The sequence below is a fragment of the Microbulbifer agarilyticus genome, assembly GCF_001999945.1.
Classification (GTDB): Bacteria; Pseudomonadota; Gammaproteobacteria; order Pseudomonadales; family Cellvibrionaceae; genus Microbulbifer; species Microbulbifer agarilyticus_A.
Genome location: NZ_CP019650.1, coordinates 2,294,310 through 2,313,944, shown reverse-complemented (window position 1 = coordinate 2,313,944; position 19,635 = coordinate 2,294,310). Strand labels below are relative to the sequence as shown.

The 19,635-nt window shown below is 55.6% G+C and carries 17 protein-coding genes; 13 read left to right on the top strand and 4 right to left on the bottom strand.

The window, feature by feature from the left end; all coding sequences use genetic code 11:
* Window positions 1–161 precede the first annotated feature (161 nt).
* The 3 genes from Mag101_RS09455 to Mag101_RS09445 are packed head-to-tail and all read left to right on the top strand — an operon-like array spanning window position 162 to window position 3,288.
* Entirely contained in the window at window positions 162–1,604 is a 1,443-nt protein-coding gene (locus Mag101_RS09455) for an amidohydrolase (protein WP_077403962.1), read from the top strand.
* A complete protein-coding gene (locus tag Mag101_RS09450; protein WP_077403959.1) occupies window positions 1,604–2,899 on the top strand; it encodes an amidohydrolase family protein in 1,296 nt (431 codons plus the stop codon). The genes Mag101_RS09455 and Mag101_RS09450 overlap by 1 nt, the downstream gene beginning before the upstream one ends.
* Window positions 2,896–3,288 carry an MAPEG family protein gene (locus tag Mag101_RS09445; protein WP_232324975.1) on the top strand — a complete coding sequence of 131 codons (393 nt, stop codon included), beginning with the start codon at window positions 2,896–2,898 and terminating at the stop codon, window positions 3,286–3,288. The genes Mag101_RS09450 and Mag101_RS09445 overlap by 4 nt, the downstream gene beginning before the upstream one ends.
* A 97-nt stretch (window positions 3,289–3,385) precedes the next feature.
* Here the strand turns inward: Mag101_RS09445 and Mag101_RS09440 are convergent, their stop codons facing one another.
* Both Mag101_RS09440 and Mag101_RS09435 read right to left on the bottom strand, forming a co-directional pair.
* Window positions 3,386–3,694, bottom strand: coding sequence for a YebG family protein (locus Mag101_RS09440; protein ID WP_029249748.1), 309 nt, complete (start codon window positions 3,692–3,694; stop codon window positions 3,386–3,388).
* Window positions 3,695–3,857: 163 nt separating this feature from the next.
* Complete coding sequence (locus Mag101_RS09435) at window positions 3,858–4,487, bottom strand: DUF924 family protein (RefSeq protein WP_077403956.1); 630 nt, start codon at window positions 4,485–4,487, stop codon at window positions 3,858–3,860.
* Between the two features lie 267 nt (window positions 4,488–4,754).
* Here Mag101_RS09435 and Mag101_RS09430 point away from each other — a divergent pair, with 267 nt between their 5' ends.
* The 4 genes from Mag101_RS09430 (at window position 4,755) to Mag101_RS09415 (ending at window position 7,592) form a co-directional block, all read left to right on the top strand.
* Complete coding sequence (locus Mag101_RS09430) at window positions 4,755–5,642, top strand: DUF6249 domain-containing protein (RefSeq protein WP_232324974.1); 888 nt, start codon at window positions 4,755–4,757, stop codon at window positions 5,640–5,642.
* A 12-nt stretch (window positions 5,643–5,654) separates the two neighbouring features.
* Entirely contained in the window at window positions 5,655–6,209 is a 555-nt protein-coding gene (locus tag Mag101_RS09425) for a sigma-70 family RNA polymerase sigma factor (RefSeq protein WP_077403953.1), read from the top strand.
* Window positions 6,210–6,276: 67 nt separating this feature from the next.
* The gene (locus Mag101_RS09420) at window positions 6,277–6,639 is read left to right on the top strand and encodes a hypothetical protein (protein ID WP_232324973.1); all 363 of its coding nucleotides are present in this window, start codon (window positions 6,277–6,279) and stop codon (window positions 6,637–6,639) included.
* A gap of 428 nt (window positions 6,640–7,067) precedes the next feature.
* Window positions 7,068–7,592, top strand: coding sequence for a 2OG-Fe(II) oxygenase (locus tag Mag101_RS09415; protein WP_232324972.1), 525 nt, complete (start codon window positions 7,068–7,070; stop codon window positions 7,590–7,592).
* A gap of 33 nt (window positions 7,593–7,625) precedes the next feature.
* Here the strand turns inward: Mag101_RS09415 and maiA are convergent, their stop codons facing one another.
* The gene (maiA, locus tag Mag101_RS09410; protein WP_077403944.1) at window positions 7,626–8,273 is read right to left on the bottom strand and encodes a maleylacetoacetate isomerase; all 648 of its coding nucleotides are present in this window, start codon (window positions 8,271–8,273) and stop codon (window positions 7,626–7,628) included.
* A gap of 330 nt (window positions 8,274–8,603) precedes the next feature.
* On the opposite strand from maiA, the gene Mag101_RS09405 reads away from it, so the two are divergent.
* The 5 genes from Mag101_RS09405 to Mag101_RS09385 all read left to right on the top strand — a co-directional run bounded on the left by Mag101_RS09405 (window position 8,604) and on the right by Mag101_RS09385 (window position 15,235).
* Window positions 8,604–9,125 carry a MarR family winged helix-turn-helix transcriptional regulator gene (locus Mag101_RS09405; protein ID WP_077403941.1) on the top strand — a complete coding sequence of 174 codons (522 nt, stop codon included), beginning with the start codon at window positions 8,604–8,606 and terminating at the stop codon, window positions 9,123–9,125.
* Between the two features lie 94 nt (window positions 9,126–9,219).
* The gene (locus Mag101_RS09400; RefSeq protein WP_077403938.1) at window positions 9,220–10,416 is read left to right on the top strand and encodes an aromatic amino acid transaminase; all 1,197 of its coding nucleotides are present in this window, start codon (window positions 9,220–9,222) and stop codon (window positions 10,414–10,416) included.
* 30 nt (window positions 10,417–10,446) lie between these two features.
* Window positions 10,447–11,844, top strand: coding sequence for a class II 3-deoxy-7-phosphoheptulonate synthase (locus Mag101_RS09395; protein WP_077403935.1), 1,398 nt, complete (start codon window positions 10,447–10,449; stop codon window positions 11,842–11,844).
* 67 nt (window positions 11,845–11,911) lie between these two features.
* Complete coding sequence (locus Mag101_RS09390) at window positions 11,912–12,589, top strand: glutathione S-transferase family protein (RefSeq protein ID WP_077403932.1); 678 nt, start codon at window positions 11,912–11,914, stop codon at window positions 12,587–12,589.
* Window positions 12,590–13,018: 429 nt separating this feature from the next.
* A complete protein-coding gene (locus Mag101_RS09385) occupies window positions 13,019–15,235 on the top strand; it encodes a M3 family metallopeptidase (RefSeq protein ID WP_077403929.1) in 2,217 nt (738 codons plus the stop codon).
* Window positions 15,236–15,353: 118 nt separating this feature from the next.
* Here Mag101_RS09385 and Mag101_RS09380 read toward each other — a convergent pair whose 3' ends face one another.
* A complete protein-coding gene (locus Mag101_RS09380) occupies window positions 15,354–15,836 on the bottom strand; it encodes an Lrp/AsnC family transcriptional regulator (protein ID WP_010130896.1) in 483 nt (160 codons plus the stop codon).
* Between the two features lie 161 nt (window positions 15,837–15,997).
* Here Mag101_RS09380 and Mag101_RS09375 point away from each other — a divergent pair, with 161 nt between their 5' ends.
* Window positions 15,998–19,588, top strand: a complete 3,591-nt coding sequence (locus Mag101_RS09375; protein ID WP_232324971.1) for an indolepyruvate ferredoxin oxidoreductase family protein — start codon at window positions 15,998–16,000, stop codon at window positions 19,586–19,588.
* The last annotated feature ends 47 nt before the right edge of the window (window positions 19,589–19,635 follow it).

Genomic DNA, 19,635 nt, shown 5'->3' with positions numbered 1-19,635 from the left:
ATCACACGTCCAAATTCCAACACGGCTTGTACAAATTGTCTAGTAAACCGGCAATTTTGGGCAGTCGTACAATCCCGTATTGCCGATAGCATGGTATTGGTGTTGAATCCGACAGTATTGAGAAAGGTTTCCTAATAACAATTGGGGGGATAGGAAGCGGAATGCGATTATTTTCAGAATCGGTTAAAGGAATAGAGCGGCTGTGTGTTGCCGTATGTGGAGGACTGCTGGTTTCCACATTGGTTGCCTGTGGCGGTGAGGATAAAAAAGCCGCGGATGGGCCGGATTTCGCCCGTCAGGGTGACTTCCCTAGTACTTATATTCCGCAAGAGAGTGCGCCGGTGCTAATTCGCGGTGCAACGGTTTTGACCGGAACCGGTGAAAAACTACTCAATTCAGATGTGCTGCTCGAGGATGGCAAGATTGCCAAGGTCGGCAAGGACCTGAAAGTGCCGAAGAAGGGCCTAGTTGTCGAAGGTGCGGGTAAGTGGGTAACGCCGGGCATCATCGACGTGCATTCCCATCTGGGTGACTACCCGGCGCCGTCTATTGAATCTTCCCAGGACGGTAACGAAATGACCTCACCGAATACCGCGCAGGTATGGGCTGAGCATTCCGTGTGGACGCAAGATCCGCAATTTCCCCTGGCGCTTGCGGGCGGGGTAACCACGCTGCAGATCTTGCCTGGCTCGGCGAACCTGTTCGGTGGCCGCGCAGTGACTTTGAAGAACGTACCTGGCCGCAGCGTTCAGGATATGAAGTTCCCGGGCGCCCCTTACGGTTTGAAAATGGCCTGTGGTGAGAACCCCAAACGGGTTTACGGTGGCAAGGGCACCTTGCCTTCTACCCGCATGGGTAACGTCGCCGGATACCGTAAAGCGTGGACAGAGGCTGCCGCGTATAAAGAGAAGTGGGAAAACTTCCATAAGAATGGCGGCGATGAACCCGAGCGTGACCTCCAGCTCGAGACCCTTGCCGGCGTCCTGAATGGCGATATTCTGGTGCACAACCACTGCTATCGCGGCGAAGAAATGACCATCATGATGGATATCGCGCGCGACTACGATTTCCAGATTTCCACTTTCCATCACGCGGTAGAGGCCTATAAGGTGGCGGACCTGCTGGCGGAAAACAATGTGTGTGCCGCTATGTGGGCGGACTGGTGGGGCTTCAAGCACGAAGCCTTTGATATGACTGAAGCCAATATCGCAATCGTGGATCAGGCAAAGGCTTGCGCCATGATTCACTCGGATTCTGCGGTTGGTATCCAGCATCTCAACGAAGAAACTGCAAAAGCCATGGTCGCAGGGCAACGCGCGGGCTTTCATATCGAGCCGCGTCACGCGGTCGCCTGGATGACCAGCAACCCGGCAAAAGCACTGGGTATTGAAGAAGTCACCGGCACCCTGGAAAAAGGCAAGATGGCAGACGTAGTGGTGTGGTCTGGCAATCCGTTTAGCGTGTACTCCAAGGCAGACAAGGTGTTTATCGACGGTGTACTGATGTACGACCGCACAGACTCCGCGCGACAGCCGCACACAGATTTTGAACTGGGGATTCTGGATGCGGAAGGCGAGCGCTTGCCGGAAGGAGGGCAGCAGTAATGCGTATCTCAATCAATGTGAAAACCAAGCTCAAAGCTTCTCTATTCGGCCTTGTATGCCTGGTCGGTACAGCAAGCGCTGAAACCATCCTTATTAAAGATGCGCAGATCGTTACGCTGGGAGAACAGGGAACCCTTGAGAGCGGTGACCTGTTGGTGCGCGACGGGCAAATTGCGCAGATTGCCGAAGATTTGGGTGATATTTCCGCTGACCTGGTGATCGACGGCCGCGGCAAGGTGGTCACGCCAGGCTTGATTGCGCCGAGCAGTGAGCTCGGGCTGACGGAAATCGGCGCTGCGGCCTCCACTAACGATGGGGCAATCGAAGAGCAGTCTATCGGTGCCGGTTTTGATCCGGTGGTGGCATTTAACCCGCGTTCCACACTGATTCCGTTTAACCGGGCCGGTGGCCTGACGCGCGCGGTGGTGCTGCCTTACAGCAGTGAAAAAGTTTTCGCGGGGCAGGGCTTTGCGATCAAGTTGACCGGTGACTTCGACAGTGTGACCAAGCCCAACTTGGTACAGCGCGCTTACTTCGGTGAATACGGTGCGGAACTGGCCGGCGGCAGTCGCGCCATGGCGTATGCGCAAATCGCGAATGCGCTGGCGCAGGCGAAAGAGTATTCGGAAAACCGGGATCAGGTGCGCCGCGGTGAGTGGCGTGAGCTGGATTACTCGGTGGAAGATCTCGAGTCACTGCAGCCGCTGCTGCGCGGCGAGCAACCGATGATGATCAATGCAGACCGCGCAAGCGATATCCTGCAATTGCTCGCACTGGCCAACAAGTATCAGCTCAAACTGGTTCTTGTGGGTGCTGCCGAGGGCTGGATGGTTGCCGATCAATTGGCCAAGGCGCGGGTGCCGGTTGTGGTCGATGTGCTGGGGAATACCCCGGATGCCTTCGAAAAACTGGGTGCGCGTATGGATAACGCCGCATTGCTGCATGATGCGGGCGTAACTGTCGCGATCAGTGGCCCGGGTTATGCCGGATCCCACAATAGCTATCTTTCGCGGCAGGCAGCGGGAAATGCCGTGGCTTACGGCTTGCCGTTTGAAGAGGGTGTGCGCGCGATTACGGCCAATGTTGCGCAAACCTTTGGTATGGATGCCGGTGTACTGGCGCCGGGTAATACCGCGGAGTTGGTATTGTGGAGTGGGGATCCACTGGAGATCACGTCGTTCGCAGAACTGGTGATGATCGACGGTAAGCCCCAGTCTCTGGTAAACCGTTCAACCCGTTTACGGGATCGATACTTAAACCCGAAAGCGGGTACAGAACATGGATATAAAAAATGATGAGTGTAGAAATTACCGCGCTTTATAGCGGTCTTTGTGCGTTACTGGTGCTTGCGCTTGCTTTCAATGTGGTGAAATTTCGCCGCGGCAACAAAGTCGGCATTGGCGATGGTGGCGACAAGTTGGGCAATGTACTGATACGCACCCATGCTAATGCGATTGAGTATATTCCGTTGGCTCTGATCCTGTTGTTGGTCGCCGAGATCAATGGCCTTTCTGCCATTTGGCTGCATTGCCTGGGTGGTGGGCTGGTGTTTGCGCGCATCCTTCATGCGATAGGCCTGGTTGGCGGCAAGGGCGGTTACCACAAGGGCCGTTTTTGGGGCACCCTGTTGACTTGGGTGGTTATCGTCGTTCTGGCGCTGATTAACATCGTCTCGGTATTCTGAGAATCCAAGAATCTGTGGCGGCTTGTCGGGCGAAAAAAAGCCCGGCAAGCCGGGCATAGTACAGGGATGGAAACCAGAATATTGGTGTCCGGGGGGATTACTGGTTTACCGCCAGTGGGGTAACGTTTTCTTCGGCAGTCTCAGCTTCCTGCTGTTCGCTCACTTCTTCCGCAGCCAGCAGCTCTTCCGGCTTGCCCTTACAGGCTTTTGCCAGCACTTCGCGGCGCTTCGCCAGCATCAGGCCGATTTCCTCACTGGCTTCTTCTGATACACCTTCAACATTGCGCTCGATCAGAGCGGTGATGTTGGCGGCAAGCTCCAGCATCTTGTCGTGTTCTTCGGCATCTTTTTTATTGTCGAACATGGCTCCGTCTCTATCACATTTCCAAACGGCTACTACCGCCATACTGGGCCTCCTAAGGTCTTGATATCGTGAGTATCGGTATCGTGATTTATGATTCTGTGTTGTTCATGTATGGATGTACAGTATCTGTATGTATATTCAGTGTCAACCGCAAATCCATAGCATGGCGCGTAAGTGTACGCGCAGTGGCGCGTCCAGGATACCGTTAGAAGCCGCCACCCTGTTCTAACCAGTGCCGCTCCTCTGGAGTACTTTCCCGGCCCAGTGCCTGATTGCGATGGGGGTAGCGGCCAAACTGGGCAATCACGTCCTGATGCGCAAGGGCGAAACGGTAGTAGCTCTCGGCTGCCTGCGCATCCTCCTGCGAGACGCCGGACTTATCGCTGGCAAAGTCCTGCTGCAGCTGCTGGAAATAGCTCACGGACTGTTCCTGTATATCCGGGCGCTCCGAGTGCTCCAGCGGCATGCCGACGATTGCCCGTTGGTGTAGCCCCAGTTCGCGGAGTTGATCCCCATTGGCCAGAGACTGGCTGATCTCGAGCGCCAGCGGGTCCCCGGAGAATGCTTGTGCCGAACCGCGGTAGATGTTGCGGAGGAACTGATCGCAGAGCAGTATCAAGCCCAGCTGACCAGCCAGGGACGTATTCCAGCTGCTCAATTGTCGATCAACGGCATGTTTGATGGTGGATGAGAAGCGACGCGCGATCTCCCGGTCAAAGTCGTCACTGCGCTGGAACCAGCGAGTGCGGGCTTCCTTGCCGGGTTGAGCCATCAGGTCGGTGCTGCCAAACCAGAACTGAAGGACGTCTGAGGGGGTGATATCACTCTGGTGCATTCGTTGCTCCCATTGCTCCGTTAAATTTTTTTGGTGGATTGCATCCAAATCTGCTGGTGCCCGCGTCCTTTAGGGGCAAGGTGATACCAGCGGCGGGAAGTTGAGCCCTGATACCCGTTGCCCAAAAAAGGTACAATCCCACGCCATTGGCGGCAGTTGATGATAGCGTGTCAATTCAGGGCCGTCGTCAGTGAAGGATTGAGCAAGGGACTACTTGTTTTGCCTCAGATCAGTAAGAGCGAGATAACAGTAATGAGAGCGAATGAAATGAAGAAATGCGGCCGATTGAATGCCTGGCTGCTGGCACTGACAGCCACGCTGGGAATGAGTATTTCTGGCAGCCTGCTGGCCCAGGAAGAGGGTGCTGCCCCCCCAGCGCCACCGGTGCCCGAGGCGCCCGCGGTGGCACCTGTGGAGCCCGTGGAGAAGAAGGCCACCAAGCAGGTGCGAATCCTGCGCCAGGAAGACGGTACTCTGCGCATTCATACCCGGGATGAAAATGGGGAAAGCGGCAGCGTTGAAATTGACCTCGGTGAGGCCTTTGGCGGCGAAGTAACCCAGCGTATCTATCGCCAGCTAGAAGAGAAGGGGATCCTCGACGAGAAAGGCCTGGTAGTAGAGCAGGCGCTGGATTCTGTGCCGCGCAATGTCGAAATCGGCATCAAAGCCGACCTGGAGCGTGCCGAGCATATTCGAGAGCGTGCTGAACGAGCGCGAGAGCATGCCGAGCGTATGCACGAACAAGCTTTTAAAGTGCATGAGGAATCTCGCCGGGGGTACCATCCTAGCGGTCTGGAGATGGAGTGGTTGATCCCCGTAGTGGCTATTCTGGCTGTCTTCGGCACGCCGATCCTGATTGTCTGGCTGGTTACCCGCAACAGCTATAGAAAGAAGCAGCTGGTGATGGAGAACATCAATCGGATGGTGTCTGAAGGTCGCGATATCCCGCCGGAGCTGCTGGATTCGCTGGACAGTGAGAGTTCCAACGCCAACAACAAGGATCGAGGCATAACCCTGATAGCGGTGGGTGCGGCAGTGTTCATCTTTCTCTCCGCCTCAGCCGGTATCGGTGTCGGTAGTCTCGGTCTGATCCCACTCTTTATTGGGGTTGCCCGCTACATCAACTGGAAGCACGATCAACAGCAAGCGGGTTAAGGACAACCAGTCATGAACCTCGATGATGGGGATCTGATCAGGCGCGTCGTCGAAGACGGGGACCAGCGGGCTTACGCCCAGCTGGTTCGTCGCTATCAGTCACAGCTGCGATTCTCGCTTCGTCAGCTGTGTGATGGCGACCAGGGTCTTGCGGACGACATGGCGCAGGAGGCTTTTATCAAGGCCTACAAGGCGCTGCCTGCATTCCGCGGCGATGCCCGGTTTAGCACCTGGTTGTACCGTATCGCCTACAATCTGGTCATGAGCCACAAGCGTAAGAATGCTCCGGTAGTCGATCAGGATGCGGTGGATTCCGCACAAGCTCAGGAAAGCGTCGAAGAAGCGCAGCAACTGGGTATGGCCAGGGATCTGAACTCGGCCATGGGGGAGTTAAGCGATGCCCAGAGGCAGGCAGTGCATTTGTGTATGCAGCGCGGTTTTTCACATGAAGAAGCTGCTAGCATTATGAAGTTGCCGCTGGGCACGGTAAAATCCCACGTTAACCGTGCGCGGGCCAAGTTGCAGTCTCTGCTTCAGGCCTGGCAGGAGGAGGTAGTAAGTGGCTGATTTCGATAAACAGTCCATGGAACCCGAGAAGGGCAATTCCTCTCATAAGAGAGGAGGATCAACAGGTATGGTGATAAAAAACGGTGTTGTAAGTGGCACCCATCCCACGGCGGATGGCGAACCCGATTTTGACACTTGGCTTTCGCAGCAGCTGCAGTTTAACGAGCCCCATCTCGATGATTCGGGCTTCTGTGACCGCGTAATGGCGGATTTGCCGCCGGTGCCGGCAAAACGCGATGAGCGCCGTGCGACCCGTTATCAGTATGCGGCGGTGATCACTGCGTCTGCTATCGTGTGTTGGCAGTTCCCTCTCCAGGACCTGTTGGCGAGTGTGTCAGAGCACAGTATTAGCCTGTATAGCTTGGTAGGCGTCGGTATTCTCGGCGCATTTGCCGCTATGACAGGAGGGATCGTCGCGGCTCGCCGCTGATTCTTTCGCTCCGGGCGCCGAGCCCTGAGCACAATTCGAGTAGGCAGGGATCGCCTATGGAATTTGCAGAGCTTGAACCCGAGCTCCAGCAATGGATGCGTTCAGCCATCAAAGGTGGCCAGTCGCGCGCGACGGTCGTCGATGCGCTCCTCAAGGCGGGTTACCAGCCAGCCATCGCCAACGCTGTCGAGCAATGTTTTCACACCCATCCCCCAGCCGACGACTCACCCAGCACTGATGCAAAGGGTGGCACTGCAACGGTTTTGTCCAGGCAAAATCCAGATACCTGCTTTCGCACATTCAACGCGGGTACCGGCAAGATAAGCCTCGGGGCGCAGCAAGTAGACGTGCGTTTCACCATAAAACAGCCAAATATTGTGTTGTTCGCTAACTTTCTTGCGGATTGGGAGTGCGAGGCATTAGTCGAGATGTCTCGGTCTCACCTGACACCTTCACGTGTGGTGAATGCCCAGCACGGTGAGTTTGAGTTAAAGTCCACCCGTACCAGTGGCGGCACCCATTTTGCCCGCGGTGAAACGCCACTAATCGCAGATATTGAAGCGCGCATCGCGCGTTTGCTGGGGGTGCCGGATACCCATGGGGAGCCGCTGCAGATCCTGCATTACCCGGTGAGCGCCGAATACCGTCCGCACTATGATTTCTTTGACCCGGAGAAGCCGGGTAATCAGGAGGTGCTGGCTACCGGTGGGCAGCGAATCGGCACCTTGATTATGTACTTGAGTGATGTCGAGTCCGGTGGGGCAACGGTATTTCCCAATATCGGGCTGGAGGTACAGCCACAGAAAGGCGCTGCGTTGTTCTTTTCGTACATCAGTGAGCATGGCAAGCTGGATTTTCAGAGCTTGCACGGTGGGAGTCCGGTACTCGCCGGAGAAAAGTGGATCGCGTCCAAATGGCTGCGCGCTTCCGAGTACCCGATGTATCTCCCTTAGATGTATCGCCCCTAGATGAATCGCCCTTAGCTGCTAGAGCGTACTGTCGGGCTGATTCTCCGGGCGTGCCTGCTGGAATGCGGGCAGGGCGGCGCAGGCATCTGCAATAGCGGTGATTGTCGGGTATTCGGAAACTGCCACACCAAAGCGCTCGGCATTGTAAATCTGTGGAATCAAGCAACATTCAAACAGCCCGGGGGTATCGCCGCCCGCAAATGGGGAGTGCTGTTTATCCTGATGTGCAGCCAGTTGGGTTTCCAGCGCATCAAAGCCTAACCCTATCCAATGGCGTACCCACTGGACCTTTTGCTCGTCGCTCGCGCCGAGTTCGGTCTGTAGGTATTTAAGTACCCGCAGGTTTTGGATCGGTTGAATATCGCACGCGACGTTGTACGCCAATGCCCGGACCCGGGCGCGTACCAGTGGGGATGCCGGTAGCAGGGCAGGCGAGGGGTGCTGCTCATCCAGCCATTCCAGAATCGCCAGGGATTGGGTCAATATATTGCCGTCATCGACCAGAGCGGGAACCAGGCCCTGAGGATTGAGCTGCCGGTGTTTGCTCTCTTTCTGTTCGCCCTTCAGCAGGTTCACCGCGTGGTACTGGTAGCAGAGCCCCTTGAGGTTGAGGGCGATGCGCACCCGGTAGCTGGCGGAGGAACGAAAATAGCCGTGAAGCTCCATCTCTATGAATCCTTATGCGGTTGTCTGGGGGGGCGCAACAGGGCAGAGAATTGCCCTTTTTATCGACCAGTTGCGCAAATAATTTGCGTGGTGCGCCGCCTATCGTGACAAAAATGACGTCAAACACCGTATAATCGCTGCCGATTTTTCAGGGCAGTCCGTGCGTGCCCAGCTGGAAGAAATTTGATCTTTCGCTCCCGTGGCTACGCTGTGTGCTCATTAAACGCACACACTGCCAAAAAAACCTGTAGCAGTGGTTACAATTGAAACCAATTTTAGATACATTTGAAATTTGGTACAACCCGATCCTTAGCAGGTACAGAGACCGCGATGACCACCGATAACTCCAACAGCTCATCTTCGGAATTTTCCGACCCTATTGATGCCGTGCGTCCGGATGATCTGCGGCTGGAAAAGTTCCTGCCATATCGCTTGTCAGTTCTATCCAATCGGGTGAGTAACGCCATTGCCGATGCTTACAGCGCGCGCTTTGATCTCACCATTCCTGCGTGGCGGGTGATGGCGATTCTCGGCCGTTTTCCAAACCTTTCCGCAGCGGATCTGGTGGAGCAGACCGCGATGGACAAGGTGGCGATCAGCCGCGCGGTTTCCATTCTGATCAAGAACGACTACATCACCCGCAGCGAAGATCTTGCAGATCGTCGCCGCCAGGTGCTGAACCTTTCCCAGTTGGGCCGTGATGTGTACGACCGCATCGTGCCGCTGGCGCAGCAGTACGAGAACGACCTCATGGGCTCGCTCTCAGCGGAAGAGCGCGGCCAGCTGGACAGCATTATTGAAAAGCTGATGACCCGTGCGCAGGATTGGGCCAATCGCGGCCTGATCGACTGACCAGCTTTCCGTCTGCCATTCTTAAATTCCATCTATAGATTTCATTGATCGGCACGCGTTACGTGTGTGTCGTCCAGAATTACCAGGAGTGACCATGTTTGACCATCTGAGCAGCCTGCCTGCGGACCCGATTCTGGGCCTTTTGGCGGCTTACCGGGCCGATGAGAACCCTCGTAAGATCGATCTGGGGGTGGGTGTTTATAAAGATGAAGCAGGGCACACTCCGGTGCTGCAGGCGGTAAAAGAAGCCGAGACCCGTTTGCTGCGCAGTGAAGAAACCAAGGCGTATGTTGGCCCGGCGGGTACCGCCGGCTTCAACGCTGCCATGCAAGAGCTTGTACTGGGTGCTGGTCACCCCGCGCTGGTCGGCAACCGTGTTCGTTCCGCGCAAACCCCGGGTGGTTGTGGCGCACTGCGTGTACTCGCGGAGTTTGCCAATCGCGCCAAGGAGCACGCCACTATTTGGGTGAGCGATCCTACCTGGGCAAACCATGTGCCGCTGTTGGGCAATGCGGGCCTGCAAATCAAGAGCTACCCCTATTACGATCGGGCTACCAGCAGTCTAAAGTTTGACGCCATGGTAGAAACCCTCAAACAAGTTGGGGAAGGTGAGCTGGTGCTGTTCCACGCCTGCTGTCATAACCCTTGCGGTGCAGACCTGAGCCGTGAACAGTGGCAGGTGCTGGCCGAAATGGCCCAGAAGCAGGGCTTCACTCCATTCATTGATATGGCCTATCAGGGCTTTGGCGATAGCCTGGACGCGGACGCCTATGGCCTGCGCCTGATGGCAGAGTCCGTGCCGGAGATGCTGGTCGCGGCATCCTGCTCAAAGAATTTCGGTTTGTACCGTGAGCGCGTGGGTATGGCGATGGCCATTTACCGTGATGCGGATTCCGCCGACCGCGGCCAAAGCCAGTTGCTGAACGTGGTGCGTGGCAACTATTCCATGCCGCCAAATCACGGTGGCGCAATTGTTGAAGCGATCCTGACTGATGCGGGCTTGCGTGCAAACTGGGAAGCCGAGCTGACCGAAATGCGCGAGCGCATCAATAGCTTGCGCTCAGGCCTGGTCGAGAGCTTGGAAAAGGCGGGCGCTGTGGGCGATTTCCACTTTATTCAGCAGCAAAAGGGCATGTTCTCATTTTTGGGAATTACCCCAGAGCAGGTAGAAAAGCTGCAGCAGGATTACTCGATCTACATGGTGGATTCCAGCCGCATCAGCATTGCCGGCCTGAGTCAAAATAATATGGAGTACTTCTGTGCATCCGTTGCAGAAGTGCTGGAAAGCTAAGTCGTAATTGAGCCGAAGAGTTAGCCGAAAATGGAAGTTGAGGTAGAAGCAACCGTGTCAGAATCTGTCGTTGAACCCTGGGATCCCGCGAGCTGGCGCGAACGCACGGCGCACCAGCAGCCTAAATACAGATCTGCGAGCGACGTACAGGCTGTTGAGCAGCAACTGTCGAGCAACCCTCCATTGGTGTTTGCCGAGGAGGCGCGCGAGCTGCGTCGTCAACTGGCGGAAGTGGCAGAGGGCAAAGCATTTCTGCTGCAGGGTGGTGACTGCGCGGAGTCATTCACTGACTTCAATGCCAACCGTATTCGCGACACCTTTAAGGTGCTGCTGCAGATGGCGGTGGTACTGACATTTGCGGGCAATCTGCCGGTGGTCAAAGTGGCGCGCATGGCGGGACAGTATGCCAAGCCGCGCTCTGCGGATACCGAAACGATTCAGGGCGTGGAGCTACCAAGCTACCGTGGCGATATCATCAACGGGATTGATTTCACTGCGGATGCGCGGGTTCCAGATCCCCAACGGATGCTTACAGCCTACAACCAGTCTGCAGCAACCCTGAACCTTCTGCGCGCTTTTGCGCAAGGCGGCCTCGCGGATCTCCATCAGGTCCACGCCTGGAACCTGAGCTACCTGGAAAATAATCCGCAGCGTGATCGCTATCTGCAATTGGCAGAGCGTCTTCAGGATGCATTGGAATTTATGGCGGTGTGCGGGGTTAACTCCAGCAACACCCCGGCGATTCGTGAAACCACGCTTTACACCTCACACGAAGCATTGCTGCTGAACTACGAGCAGGCGCTGACGCGCACCGACAGTCTCACCGGAAAATGGTACGACTGCTCCGCCCATATGCTGTGGATCGGTGAGCGGACTCGCCAACTGGATGCCGCGCATGTGGAGTTCCTGGCGGGTGTGTGGAACCCCATTGGGGTGAAAGTCGGTCCGAATATGGATACCGATGAATTGATCCGTTTGATCGACCGCCTGAACCCCAATAATGAACCAGGCCGGTTGACCCTGATTACCCGCATGGGCGCGAATACCCTTGCGGACAAACTGCCTGCGCTTGTGCGTGCGGTGGAAAGGGAGGGGCGCTCCGTTGTATGGAGTACCGACCCTATGCATGGGAATACGGAAAAAGCCTCCAGTGGCTATAAGACCCGTAACTTTGACAATATTCTGCGGGAAATTCGTGACTTTTTCGCCGTACACCGCGCAGAGGGCACCCACCCGGGCGGAATACACCTGGAAATGACCGGGCAGCACGTTACCGAGTGCACGGGCGGTGCCTGGAAAATTTCTGAAGCGGATCTCGCCAGCTGTTATCAGACCCAGTGTGATCCAAGACTGAATGCTGATCAGGTGTTGGAACTTGCATTCTGCATTTCAGAACTGCTTCGCGATGGGCGAAATGGAAAAACCTAATTGCTCCAGAGGTTAGTCACCGGCTTACGTTTGCTTTGCAATTGGTTGAAAAAGGGGAGGGGGGCTCATGCAGCTGTATATTGGTAATAAAAATTATTCTTCATGGTCGTTGCGCCCGTGGTTGCTGGCCACCGAATTAAACATCCCTTTTGAAGAAATACTTGTGCCGTTTGATGAGGGCGGCAGTTGGGACAAGTTTCGCGCTTTCTCACCCACGGGCCTGGTGCCATGTTTGGTTGATGGCGAAGCCACTGTCTGGGATTCTCTGGCGATTGCAGAGTATCTCTACGAAGCCTATCCAGCAGTATGGCCAGCCGATAAAGTGGCACGCGCCTGGGCGCGTTGCGCCGCAGCCGAGATGCATGCAGGCTTTTTCGCGCTGCGTAACCAGTGCAGTATGAACTGTGGTGTCACCGTATCGATGCATCAGGTGGATGCGGGACTCGAGAAGGATCTTGCGCGGTTAGAGGAGCTGTGGGAGCAGGGGCTGGACCGTTTTGGTGGTCCTTTCCTGGCAGGGGATAGCTTCACAGCGGTCGATGCGTTCTTTGCCCCCGTGGTATTCCGTTTGTATGGCTATCAATTGTCACTGGGCGATAAGGCGATGGCTTACGCCGAGCACATTCGCGCGCTGCCCGGAATGCAAACCTGGTACGAGGAGGCGCTCAAGGAGCCCTGGCGCGAAGTTGCCCACGATCAGGAGCTTGTGGCCGTTGGCGCTATCGTCGAGGATCGTCGCCAATAAACGCAGCCTTCTAGCTAAATAACCGCTCTCTAAATAACCGCTCTTCGGCAGGTACTTTTCTTGCGGCGGGTCACTTCCTGTGACCCGCTCATCCCGCCTCTCTATTCTGTATTTCTATTCTGCGTCTTTATTTCGTGCCTCTAATGAGCTGTTAGTCGCTGTTTACGGTTCTGTTCTATCGTTTTCGCAGGTAAAAAGAATCCACGTAATAAGTCGTTATCAATTGATATGATTAGTTTTGCCCCACAGAAATGTCCGATTTGTTAGTCAAGAGCAGAGGAGAGTGCTGCTGTGGTCGCATTTTGGCGTGAATAGTTGGGGCTTTGTGGTCGAATCCTAGATGCTTCTATTGCAGGGGGGTAGACTTGGGTGATAACGAGAGCATTAGTCCGATATCCAAAATAGTAACTATAACGAGGTCCGTTTTCGATGCGTCAAACATTGATCGCCCTATCTATTTCCGCAGCAATGGTTGCAGTCACAGGTTGCAGCAAGGAGTCCGAACCGGTGGCGAAGTCACCCGCAGCTGAACAGGTGTCCGAGTCCGTAGCCGCAACTGCGCCGGTCGATAACGTACTGTTGGCCGAATGGTCGGGTCCTTTTGGTGGGGTACCTGCGTTTGATGCGATGGATATAGGCGCGTTGAAGCCAGCGCTCGAATTCGGCATGGCCGAAAACCTGGCTGAGATCGATAAGATTGCCAATTACCCGGAAGCCCCGACGTTTGTAAATACCATTGCGGAAATGGAGCGTAGCGGTAAATCACTGAGCCGTGTATTTACCTATTGGGGAATTTGGAGCGGTAACATGTCATCGCCAGAGTTCCGTGCGGTGCAGGCCGAGATGGCACCAAAGCTCGCGGCGTTTAGCTCCAAAATTATTCAAAACGACAAGCTGTTCCAGCGTGTAAAGGCAGTGTATGACGCGCGCAACGATGCGGACCTCACCGCCGAGCAAATTCGCGTTGTCGAACTGACTTATGACGAGTTTGCCACCAACGGTGCAACCTTGAGTGGTGAAGCTAAAGAGCGCTACGCGGCAATCAATAACCGCCTTGCCGAGCTGCACACCAGCTTCGCAAACAATGTGCTTGCCGATGAAGAGGGTTACGACCTTTTCCTGTCCGAAGATCAACTCGCTGGTTTGCCGGAATCTTTCGTCAAGGCAGCCGCTGCTCTGGCTACTGAGAAGGGCCAAGCAGGCAAATATGCGATTACCAATACCCGTTCTTCCATGGACCCTTTCCTGACGTACTCCACCAATCGTGAGTTGCGCGAAAAGGTTTGGAGTAACTATTACAGCCGTGGCGATAACGGAGACGAGCACGACAATAATGCGATCATTGCAGAAATTCTGCAGCTGCGTGATGAGCGCGTCGCATTGCTCGGATTTGATAATTACGCCGCGTGGCGTTTGCAGAACCGTATGGCGAAAACCCCCCAGCGTGCGATCGCACTGATGGAAGCGGTGTGGCCAGCCGCGGTAGCCCGCGTCCATGAAGAAGTGGCGGACATGCAGGCCGTGGCGAATGCTGAGAACGCCGGCATCGAGATCGCCCCATGGGATTATCGCTTCTACGCCGAGAAAGTGCGCAAGGCGAAATATGACCTTAATTCGGACGAGGTTAAGCAGTATCTGCAGCTCGACAACCTGCGTGAAGGCATGTTCTACGTTGCTGGCGAATTGTTTAATTTCATATTCTCCCCGGTGAAAGAGGGCAGTGTTCCGGTATTCCATGAAGACGTGAAGGTCTGGGAAGTTACTGATAAGACCTCTGGCGAGCACATCGGTCTCTGGTATCTGGATCCGTTTGCCCGCTCCGGTAAGCGCTCTGGTGCCTGGGCGAGCATGTATCGCGACCATACTACCTTTGACGGTAAAGAAACCGTTCTCGCATCGAACAACTCTAACTTTATTAAAGGCGCACCCGGTGAGCCTGTACTGGTGAGTTGGGATGATGCGGAGACTTTCTTCCACGAGTTCGGCCACGCGCTGCACTTCCTCGCTTCTAACGTTTCCTATCCGACGCTGAACGGCGGTGTGCGTGATTACACTGAATTTCAGTCTCAGTTGCTGGAGCGTTGGTTGAGCACCGACCCGATCATCGATAACTATCTGGTGCACTATAAAACCGGCGAATCCATTCCGGCGGATCTGGTTGCGAAGATCAAGCAGGCGGCGACCTTCAATCAGGGCTTTGCCACCACCGAGTACCTGGCTTCTGCGCTGGTTGATATCAAACTGCACACCACTGACCCGACCGGTATCGATCCGGACAAGTTCGAGCGTGAAACCCTGAACGCGCTGGGAATGCCCTCTGAGCTGGTAATGCGTCACCGCACTCCGCACTTTGGCCATATTTTCTCCGGTGAAGGCTATTCTGCGGGTTACTACGGTTACATGTGGGCCGACGTTCTGACATCAGATGCGTCTGAGGCATTTGCCGAGGCAGAGGGCGGTTTCTATGACAAAGAAGTGGCTGCCAAACTGGTGAAGTATCTGTTTGCGCCGCGCAACGCGATCGACCCGGCCGAGGCGTATCGCCTGTTCCGTGGTCGTGATGCGGGTATCGAGCCGCTCATGCGTGATCGCGGTTTCCCGTTGCCTGGTGAGAAATCCGAGGAAACGGCAGCAGCGGGCGAATAGTCCTAAGCCGCAGTAAATCAAAAAAGGCCGCGATGTGATGAGCATCGCGGCCTTTTTTTGTTTGGGATTTGGCGCTTGGGTGCGTCGACTTGTGGGGAGTCTTCACATCGCCATGTCGCTACTTTTCCAGCAGCTGATCCAGAGGCAGCTCGGTGCGGTAACGCACCTGCTTGAGCGAGAAGCTGCTCTTGATGTGGTCGATACCCGGTAGTTCGGTCAGTTTTTTGTCGAGGAACTCTTGGTAGGCGTGCAAGTTCGGCACTACCACGCGTAGTAGGTAATCGAAATCACCCGTCATCAGGTAGCACTCCATTACCTCGGGCCACTGGCCAATGGTCGATTCAAAGTGCTGCAGCTCTTTCTTTACCTGATGGTTCAGTGTGACTTGGATAAACACGCTCACCGGCAGGCCTACCTTGTCTGGTTCCAGCAGTGTCACTGCGCGCTTGATAAAGCCTTGCTCGTGCAGGTTCTTTACCCGGCGGGAGCAGGGGGAGGGTGAGAGGCATACTTTTTCTGCCAGCTCGATATTCGGGATGGTGGCGTCTTCCTGGAGAATTTCCAGAATGTGCTTATCGATGGCGTCCAGTAAATAGGCCATTGTGGTACCTGACTGATTATCTGGGGTCAAAGGACCTAATTATTGCAGAAAACGGATGCCATGTGGTGATTTATGCTCGTCTGGGCGTGCTTTGTTGGTGATTTTGGTATGACCTGCCTCTGCTGCCGGTGATAGTTTACGAAAAACAATAAACGACGCAGATGACCCGAATTTGGGCCCGCGTCGCGGTCAATGTAGCCGACAGTACGAGAGAAGGTACCCCCACGATGGCGATGGTTGAGAGCGATCTGGAACTGGGTTTTGATAGCGAATATTCGCTCAAAGCCGCATTTACCCGTGATAGCGGGCGTGTGTTTCTGACCGGTATTGATGCCCTGGTGCGCTTGCCACTGATGCAAAAGCGCCTGGATGAGCAAGCCGGCCTGAATACGGCAGGATTTATTTCTGGCTACCGGGGGTCTCCTCTGGGCGGTTACGACCAGTCCCTCTGGCGCCACAAGAAGCTACTGGCGGGACGGGATATCCATTTCGAGCCAGGTATCAACGAAGACCTCGGTGCCACCAACATCTGGGGTACCCAGTTGCTGGATCACTATCGCCAGAAGGCCACCCGCGATGGTGTCTTCTCGATTTGGTATGGCAAAGGGCACGGTGTCGACCGTAGTGCCGACGTATTCCGCCAGGCAAATATTCAAGGGACCTCCCGACACGGCGGTGTTCTGGCCCTGTGTGGCGATGATCACACCGCCGAGTCCTCGATGTTCTCCCACAACACCGACCAGATTTTTGAGTCGGTAATGATGCCGTTGCTGTTCCCGGCGACGATTGATGAATACCTCACGCTGGGGCTCGCGGGCATTGCACTTTCCCGTTTTTCCGGCCTTTGGGTTGGGTTCAAAACGATTACCGAGACGGTAGAGTCTGGTGCTTCCATTATGGTGCCGTCGCTGCCCGCTTTTGCCGCGCCCGAAGGTTTCCCCATTCCGGCACACGGTCTGAATTATGACCCGCATCTGAACTGGCCGGCGGAACGCATGGAATACGAGCGCCGCATGCTGGAGGAGCGGCTGCCGGCGGCACAGGCTTTCGCCTACGCCAATGGTTTGGATAAGAATCTGATCGAGGCGCCCAAAAAGCGCATCGGCATTGTCACTGTTGGTAAGGCCCACGGTGACCTTTTGGAAGCGCTCAAGCTGTTGAACCTCAGTGAGCAGGATCTGCTCGATGCGGGAATCTCCATTCGCAAGATTGCCATGACATGGCCACTTGAGCCGCGCGGCATGAGTGAATTTGCGGAAGGTATGGAACGTATTCTGGTGGTGGAAGAGAAGCGTCCGCTGGTAGAGGATCAGATCAAGAACCTGTTTTATGCCTGGGAGGATGCGCGGCGTCCCAAAGTAGTGGGTAAGAAAGACCTGCAAGGCAACGACCTGTTGCCAGCGATCTGGGGCTTTGGCCCCGACCAGGTAGCGAAGGCAATCACACGTTGGTTGGCGGATACCGAACTGGCCGAAAAACTGATTCCCCTTGCGGAAAAAATTGGCGCTTCCACACCGTGCAAAGTGGGTGGCTTACTGGCCCGTGAGCCGATTTTCTGTGCGGGCTGCCCACATAATTCCTCGACCAAACTTCCGGAAGGAAGCACGGGTAGTGCCGGTATTGGCTGCCACATTATGGCCCTCGGCAAGGGACTGCGTACCGACACCTATTCCCATATGGGTGGCGAAGGTGCGCACTGGGTGGGGCTGCATCGCTTTTCCAGCGACAAGCATATTTTCCAGAATATGGGCGACGGTACCTATAACCACTCTGGACTGCTGGCCATTCGTCAGGCGGTGGCAAGCAAAATCAATATTACCTACAAAATATTGCTGAACGACGCGGTTGCGATGACCGGCGGGCAGCCCACTGATGCAGAGGTTACGGTGCCCACGCTCTCCCGCCAGTTGTTGGCAGAAGGGGTAGGGCGCGTGTGCCTGGTCAGTGAAAACCCGCAGCACTGGCGCACGCATAATGACCAAATACCCCAAGGTCTCGAAATCTTTCACCGTGACGAACTCGACGCGGTCCAGCGCATACTGCGCGAAACCCCCGGGGTTACCGCAATTATTTATGAGCAGGTATGTGCGGCGGAGAAGCGACGCCGGCGTAAGAAAGGCCAGATGGATGATCCTGCACGCCGCCTTCTGATCAATCACCGCGTGTGCGAGGGCTGTGGGGACTGCAGTGTACAGTCCAGCTGTATCGCGGTAGAGCCTTTAGAAACGCCGTTTGGCCGCAAGCGTCAGGTCAATCAGTCGAGCTGTAACAAAGATATGCGCTGCGCGGATGGTTTTTGCCCGAGCTTTGTCAGTGTCGAAGGCGGTGAGTTGAAGAAGCCCGAGTTGACCACATTGGCCGAAGCGATCGACGCAGCCAGTGCAAATTTGCAAGCCGCACCTGCTCCGAAACTGGTGCAGCCACTGAACATACTAGTCGCCGGTATCGGTGGCAGTGGAGTGCTTACCGTAGCCGCACTGCTGGGAATGGCGGCACATCTGGAAGATAAAGGTAGTACTACCCTTTACTTTACCGGGCTCTCGCAGAAAAACGGCGCTGTTGTGGCGCATGTAAAAGTTGCGGGTGCGCCGGAAGAAATCACCACCGCGCGAATTCGCGACGGTGCCGCCGACCTGCTGTTGGGCTGTGACATGGTCACTGCTGCTGGGCAGCGCACCAAGTTTGCTAACGGTTCAATCAAAGCACTGGTAAATACCGCAGAAATTCCGGTTGCGGCATTTGTACGTAACAATGAACTCGCTTTCCCGGCCGATGCCACTACCGACAGCATTCGCTCCGCTGCGGGCGAATACTTTGCCTTTGATGCGAATCGCTACGCTGAAGCGCTGTTTGGCGACGCCGTTGCTGCGAACCTGATGATGCTGGGCTACGCCTGCCAGAAAGGTTTGTTGCCGGTTGGTCGCGCTGCGCTGGAACAGGCCGTGACGCTCAATGGCGTGGCGGTGGAGAACAATCTTCGCGCTTTCCGCGCGGGCCGTTTGCTCGCGGAAAATCCGGCCGCCATTGAGCAGTTGTTGGTACCGGAGCAGGCAGTGAAAGTCGTCGAACCAATGGAAACCACCCAGCAGCTGGTTGCCCGCTTGGCGGGAGAATTGGCCGAGTACCAAAACGCGGCTTACGCTCGCAAGTATTCCTCCGCAATCGAAGCGTTGCATAGCGCCGAATCACGCATGGGTGGCAGCGACTTTCCGGTTACCGAAGCGGCAGCGCATAGTCTGTACAAGGCCATGGCCTACAAAGATGAATATGAAGTGGCCCGCCTCTATAGCAGCGACACTTTCAAACAGCAGCTCGAAAATACATTTAGTGGCGATTACAAACTGAAGTTCCTGATGGCGCCGCCACTACTGGCGCGGCCTGATTCAAGCGGGCGGATTCGCAAGATTGCCTTGGGTTCATGGATGACCCGTGTGCTGCCACTGTTGGCCAAGGGTAAATTATTGCGCGGTACGACGCTGGATATATTTGGTTATACCGCGGAGCGTCGCGGCGAGCGCCGCTGGGCGCGAGAAGTCCGCGATACCGTACTTGCCGTTGCTGGAAACCTGTCGGTGGCGAATATCGATCAGGCGCGGGAATTGATGTCGTTGCCGCAAGATGTGCGCGGTTACGGCCACGTGCGGGCCCAGAAGATGGATCAACTCAGTGAGCGTTGGCGCCAGTTAAAATCACATTTCAGCGCGGGCAAGGCCGGTGCGCGCGCGCCGGGTATGCTCACATCTGAGCGCTGATTCAATTCAGTGTGCTTAACGCAAAACGCCCGGCTAAAGCCGGGCGT

Bases quoted from the DNA above. Each gene is read 5' to 3' on its own strand.
- Mag101_RS09455 (WP_077403962.1), top strand. From the start codon at position 162: ATGCGATTATTTTCAGAATCGGTTAAAGGAATAGAGCGGCTGTGTGTT.
- Mag101_RS09450 (WP_077403959.1), top strand. From the start codon at position 1,604: ATGCGTATCTCAATCAATGTGAAAACCAAGCTCAAAGCTTCTCTATTC.
- Mag101_RS09445 (WP_232324975.1), top strand. From the start codon at position 2,896: ATGATGAGTGTAGAAATTACCGCGCTTTATAGCGGTCTTTGTGCGTTA.
- Mag101_RS09440 (WP_029249748.1), bottom strand. From the start codon at position 3,694: ATGGCGGTAGTAGCCGTTTGGAAATGTGATAGAGACGGAGCCATGTTC.
- Mag101_RS09435 (WP_077403956.1), bottom strand. From the start codon at position 4,487: ATGCACCAGAGTGATATCACCCCCTCAGACGTCCTTCAGTTCTGGTTT.
- Mag101_RS09430 (WP_232324974.1), top strand. From the start codon at position 4,755: ATGAAGAAATGCGGCCGATTGAATGCCTGGCTGCTGGCACTGACAGCC.
- Mag101_RS09425 (WP_077403953.1), top strand. From the start codon at position 5,655: ATGAACCTCGATGATGGGGATCTGATCAGGCGCGTCGTCGAAGACGGG.
- Mag101_RS09420 (WP_232324973.1), top strand. From the start codon at position 6,277: ATGGTGATAAAAAACGGTGTTGTAAGTGGCACCCATCCCACGGCGGAT.
- Mag101_RS09415 (WP_232324972.1), top strand. From the start codon at position 7,068: ATGTCTCGGTCTCACCTGACACCTTCACGTGTGGTGAATGCCCAGCAC.
- maiA (WP_077403944.1), bottom strand. From the start codon at position 8,273: ATGGAGCTTCACGGCTATTTTCGTTCCTCCGCCAGCTACCGGGTGCGC.
- Mag101_RS09405 (WP_077403941.1), top strand. From the start codon at position 8,604: ATGACCACCGATAACTCCAACAGCTCATCTTCGGAATTTTCCGACCCT.
- Mag101_RS09400 (WP_077403938.1), top strand. From the start codon at position 9,220: ATGTTTGACCATCTGAGCAGCCTGCCTGCGGACCCGATTCTGGGCCTT.
- Mag101_RS09395 (WP_077403935.1), top strand. From the start codon at position 10,447: ATGGAAGTTGAGGTAGAAGCAACCGTGTCAGAATCTGTCGTTGAACCC.
- Mag101_RS09390 (WP_077403932.1), top strand. From the start codon at position 11,912: ATGCAGCTGTATATTGGTAATAAAAATTATTCTTCATGGTCGTTGCGC.
- Mag101_RS09385 (WP_077403929.1), top strand. From the start codon at position 13,019: ATGCGTCAAACATTGATCGCCCTATCTATTTCCGCAGCAATGGTTGCA.
- Mag101_RS09380 (WP_010130896.1), bottom strand. From the start codon at position 15,836: ATGGCCTATTTACTGGACGCCATCGATAAGCACATTCTGGAAATTCTC.
- Mag101_RS09375 (WP_232324971.1), top strand. From the start codon at position 15,998: ATGACCCGAATTTGGGCCCGCGTCGCGGTCAATGTAGCCGACAGTACG.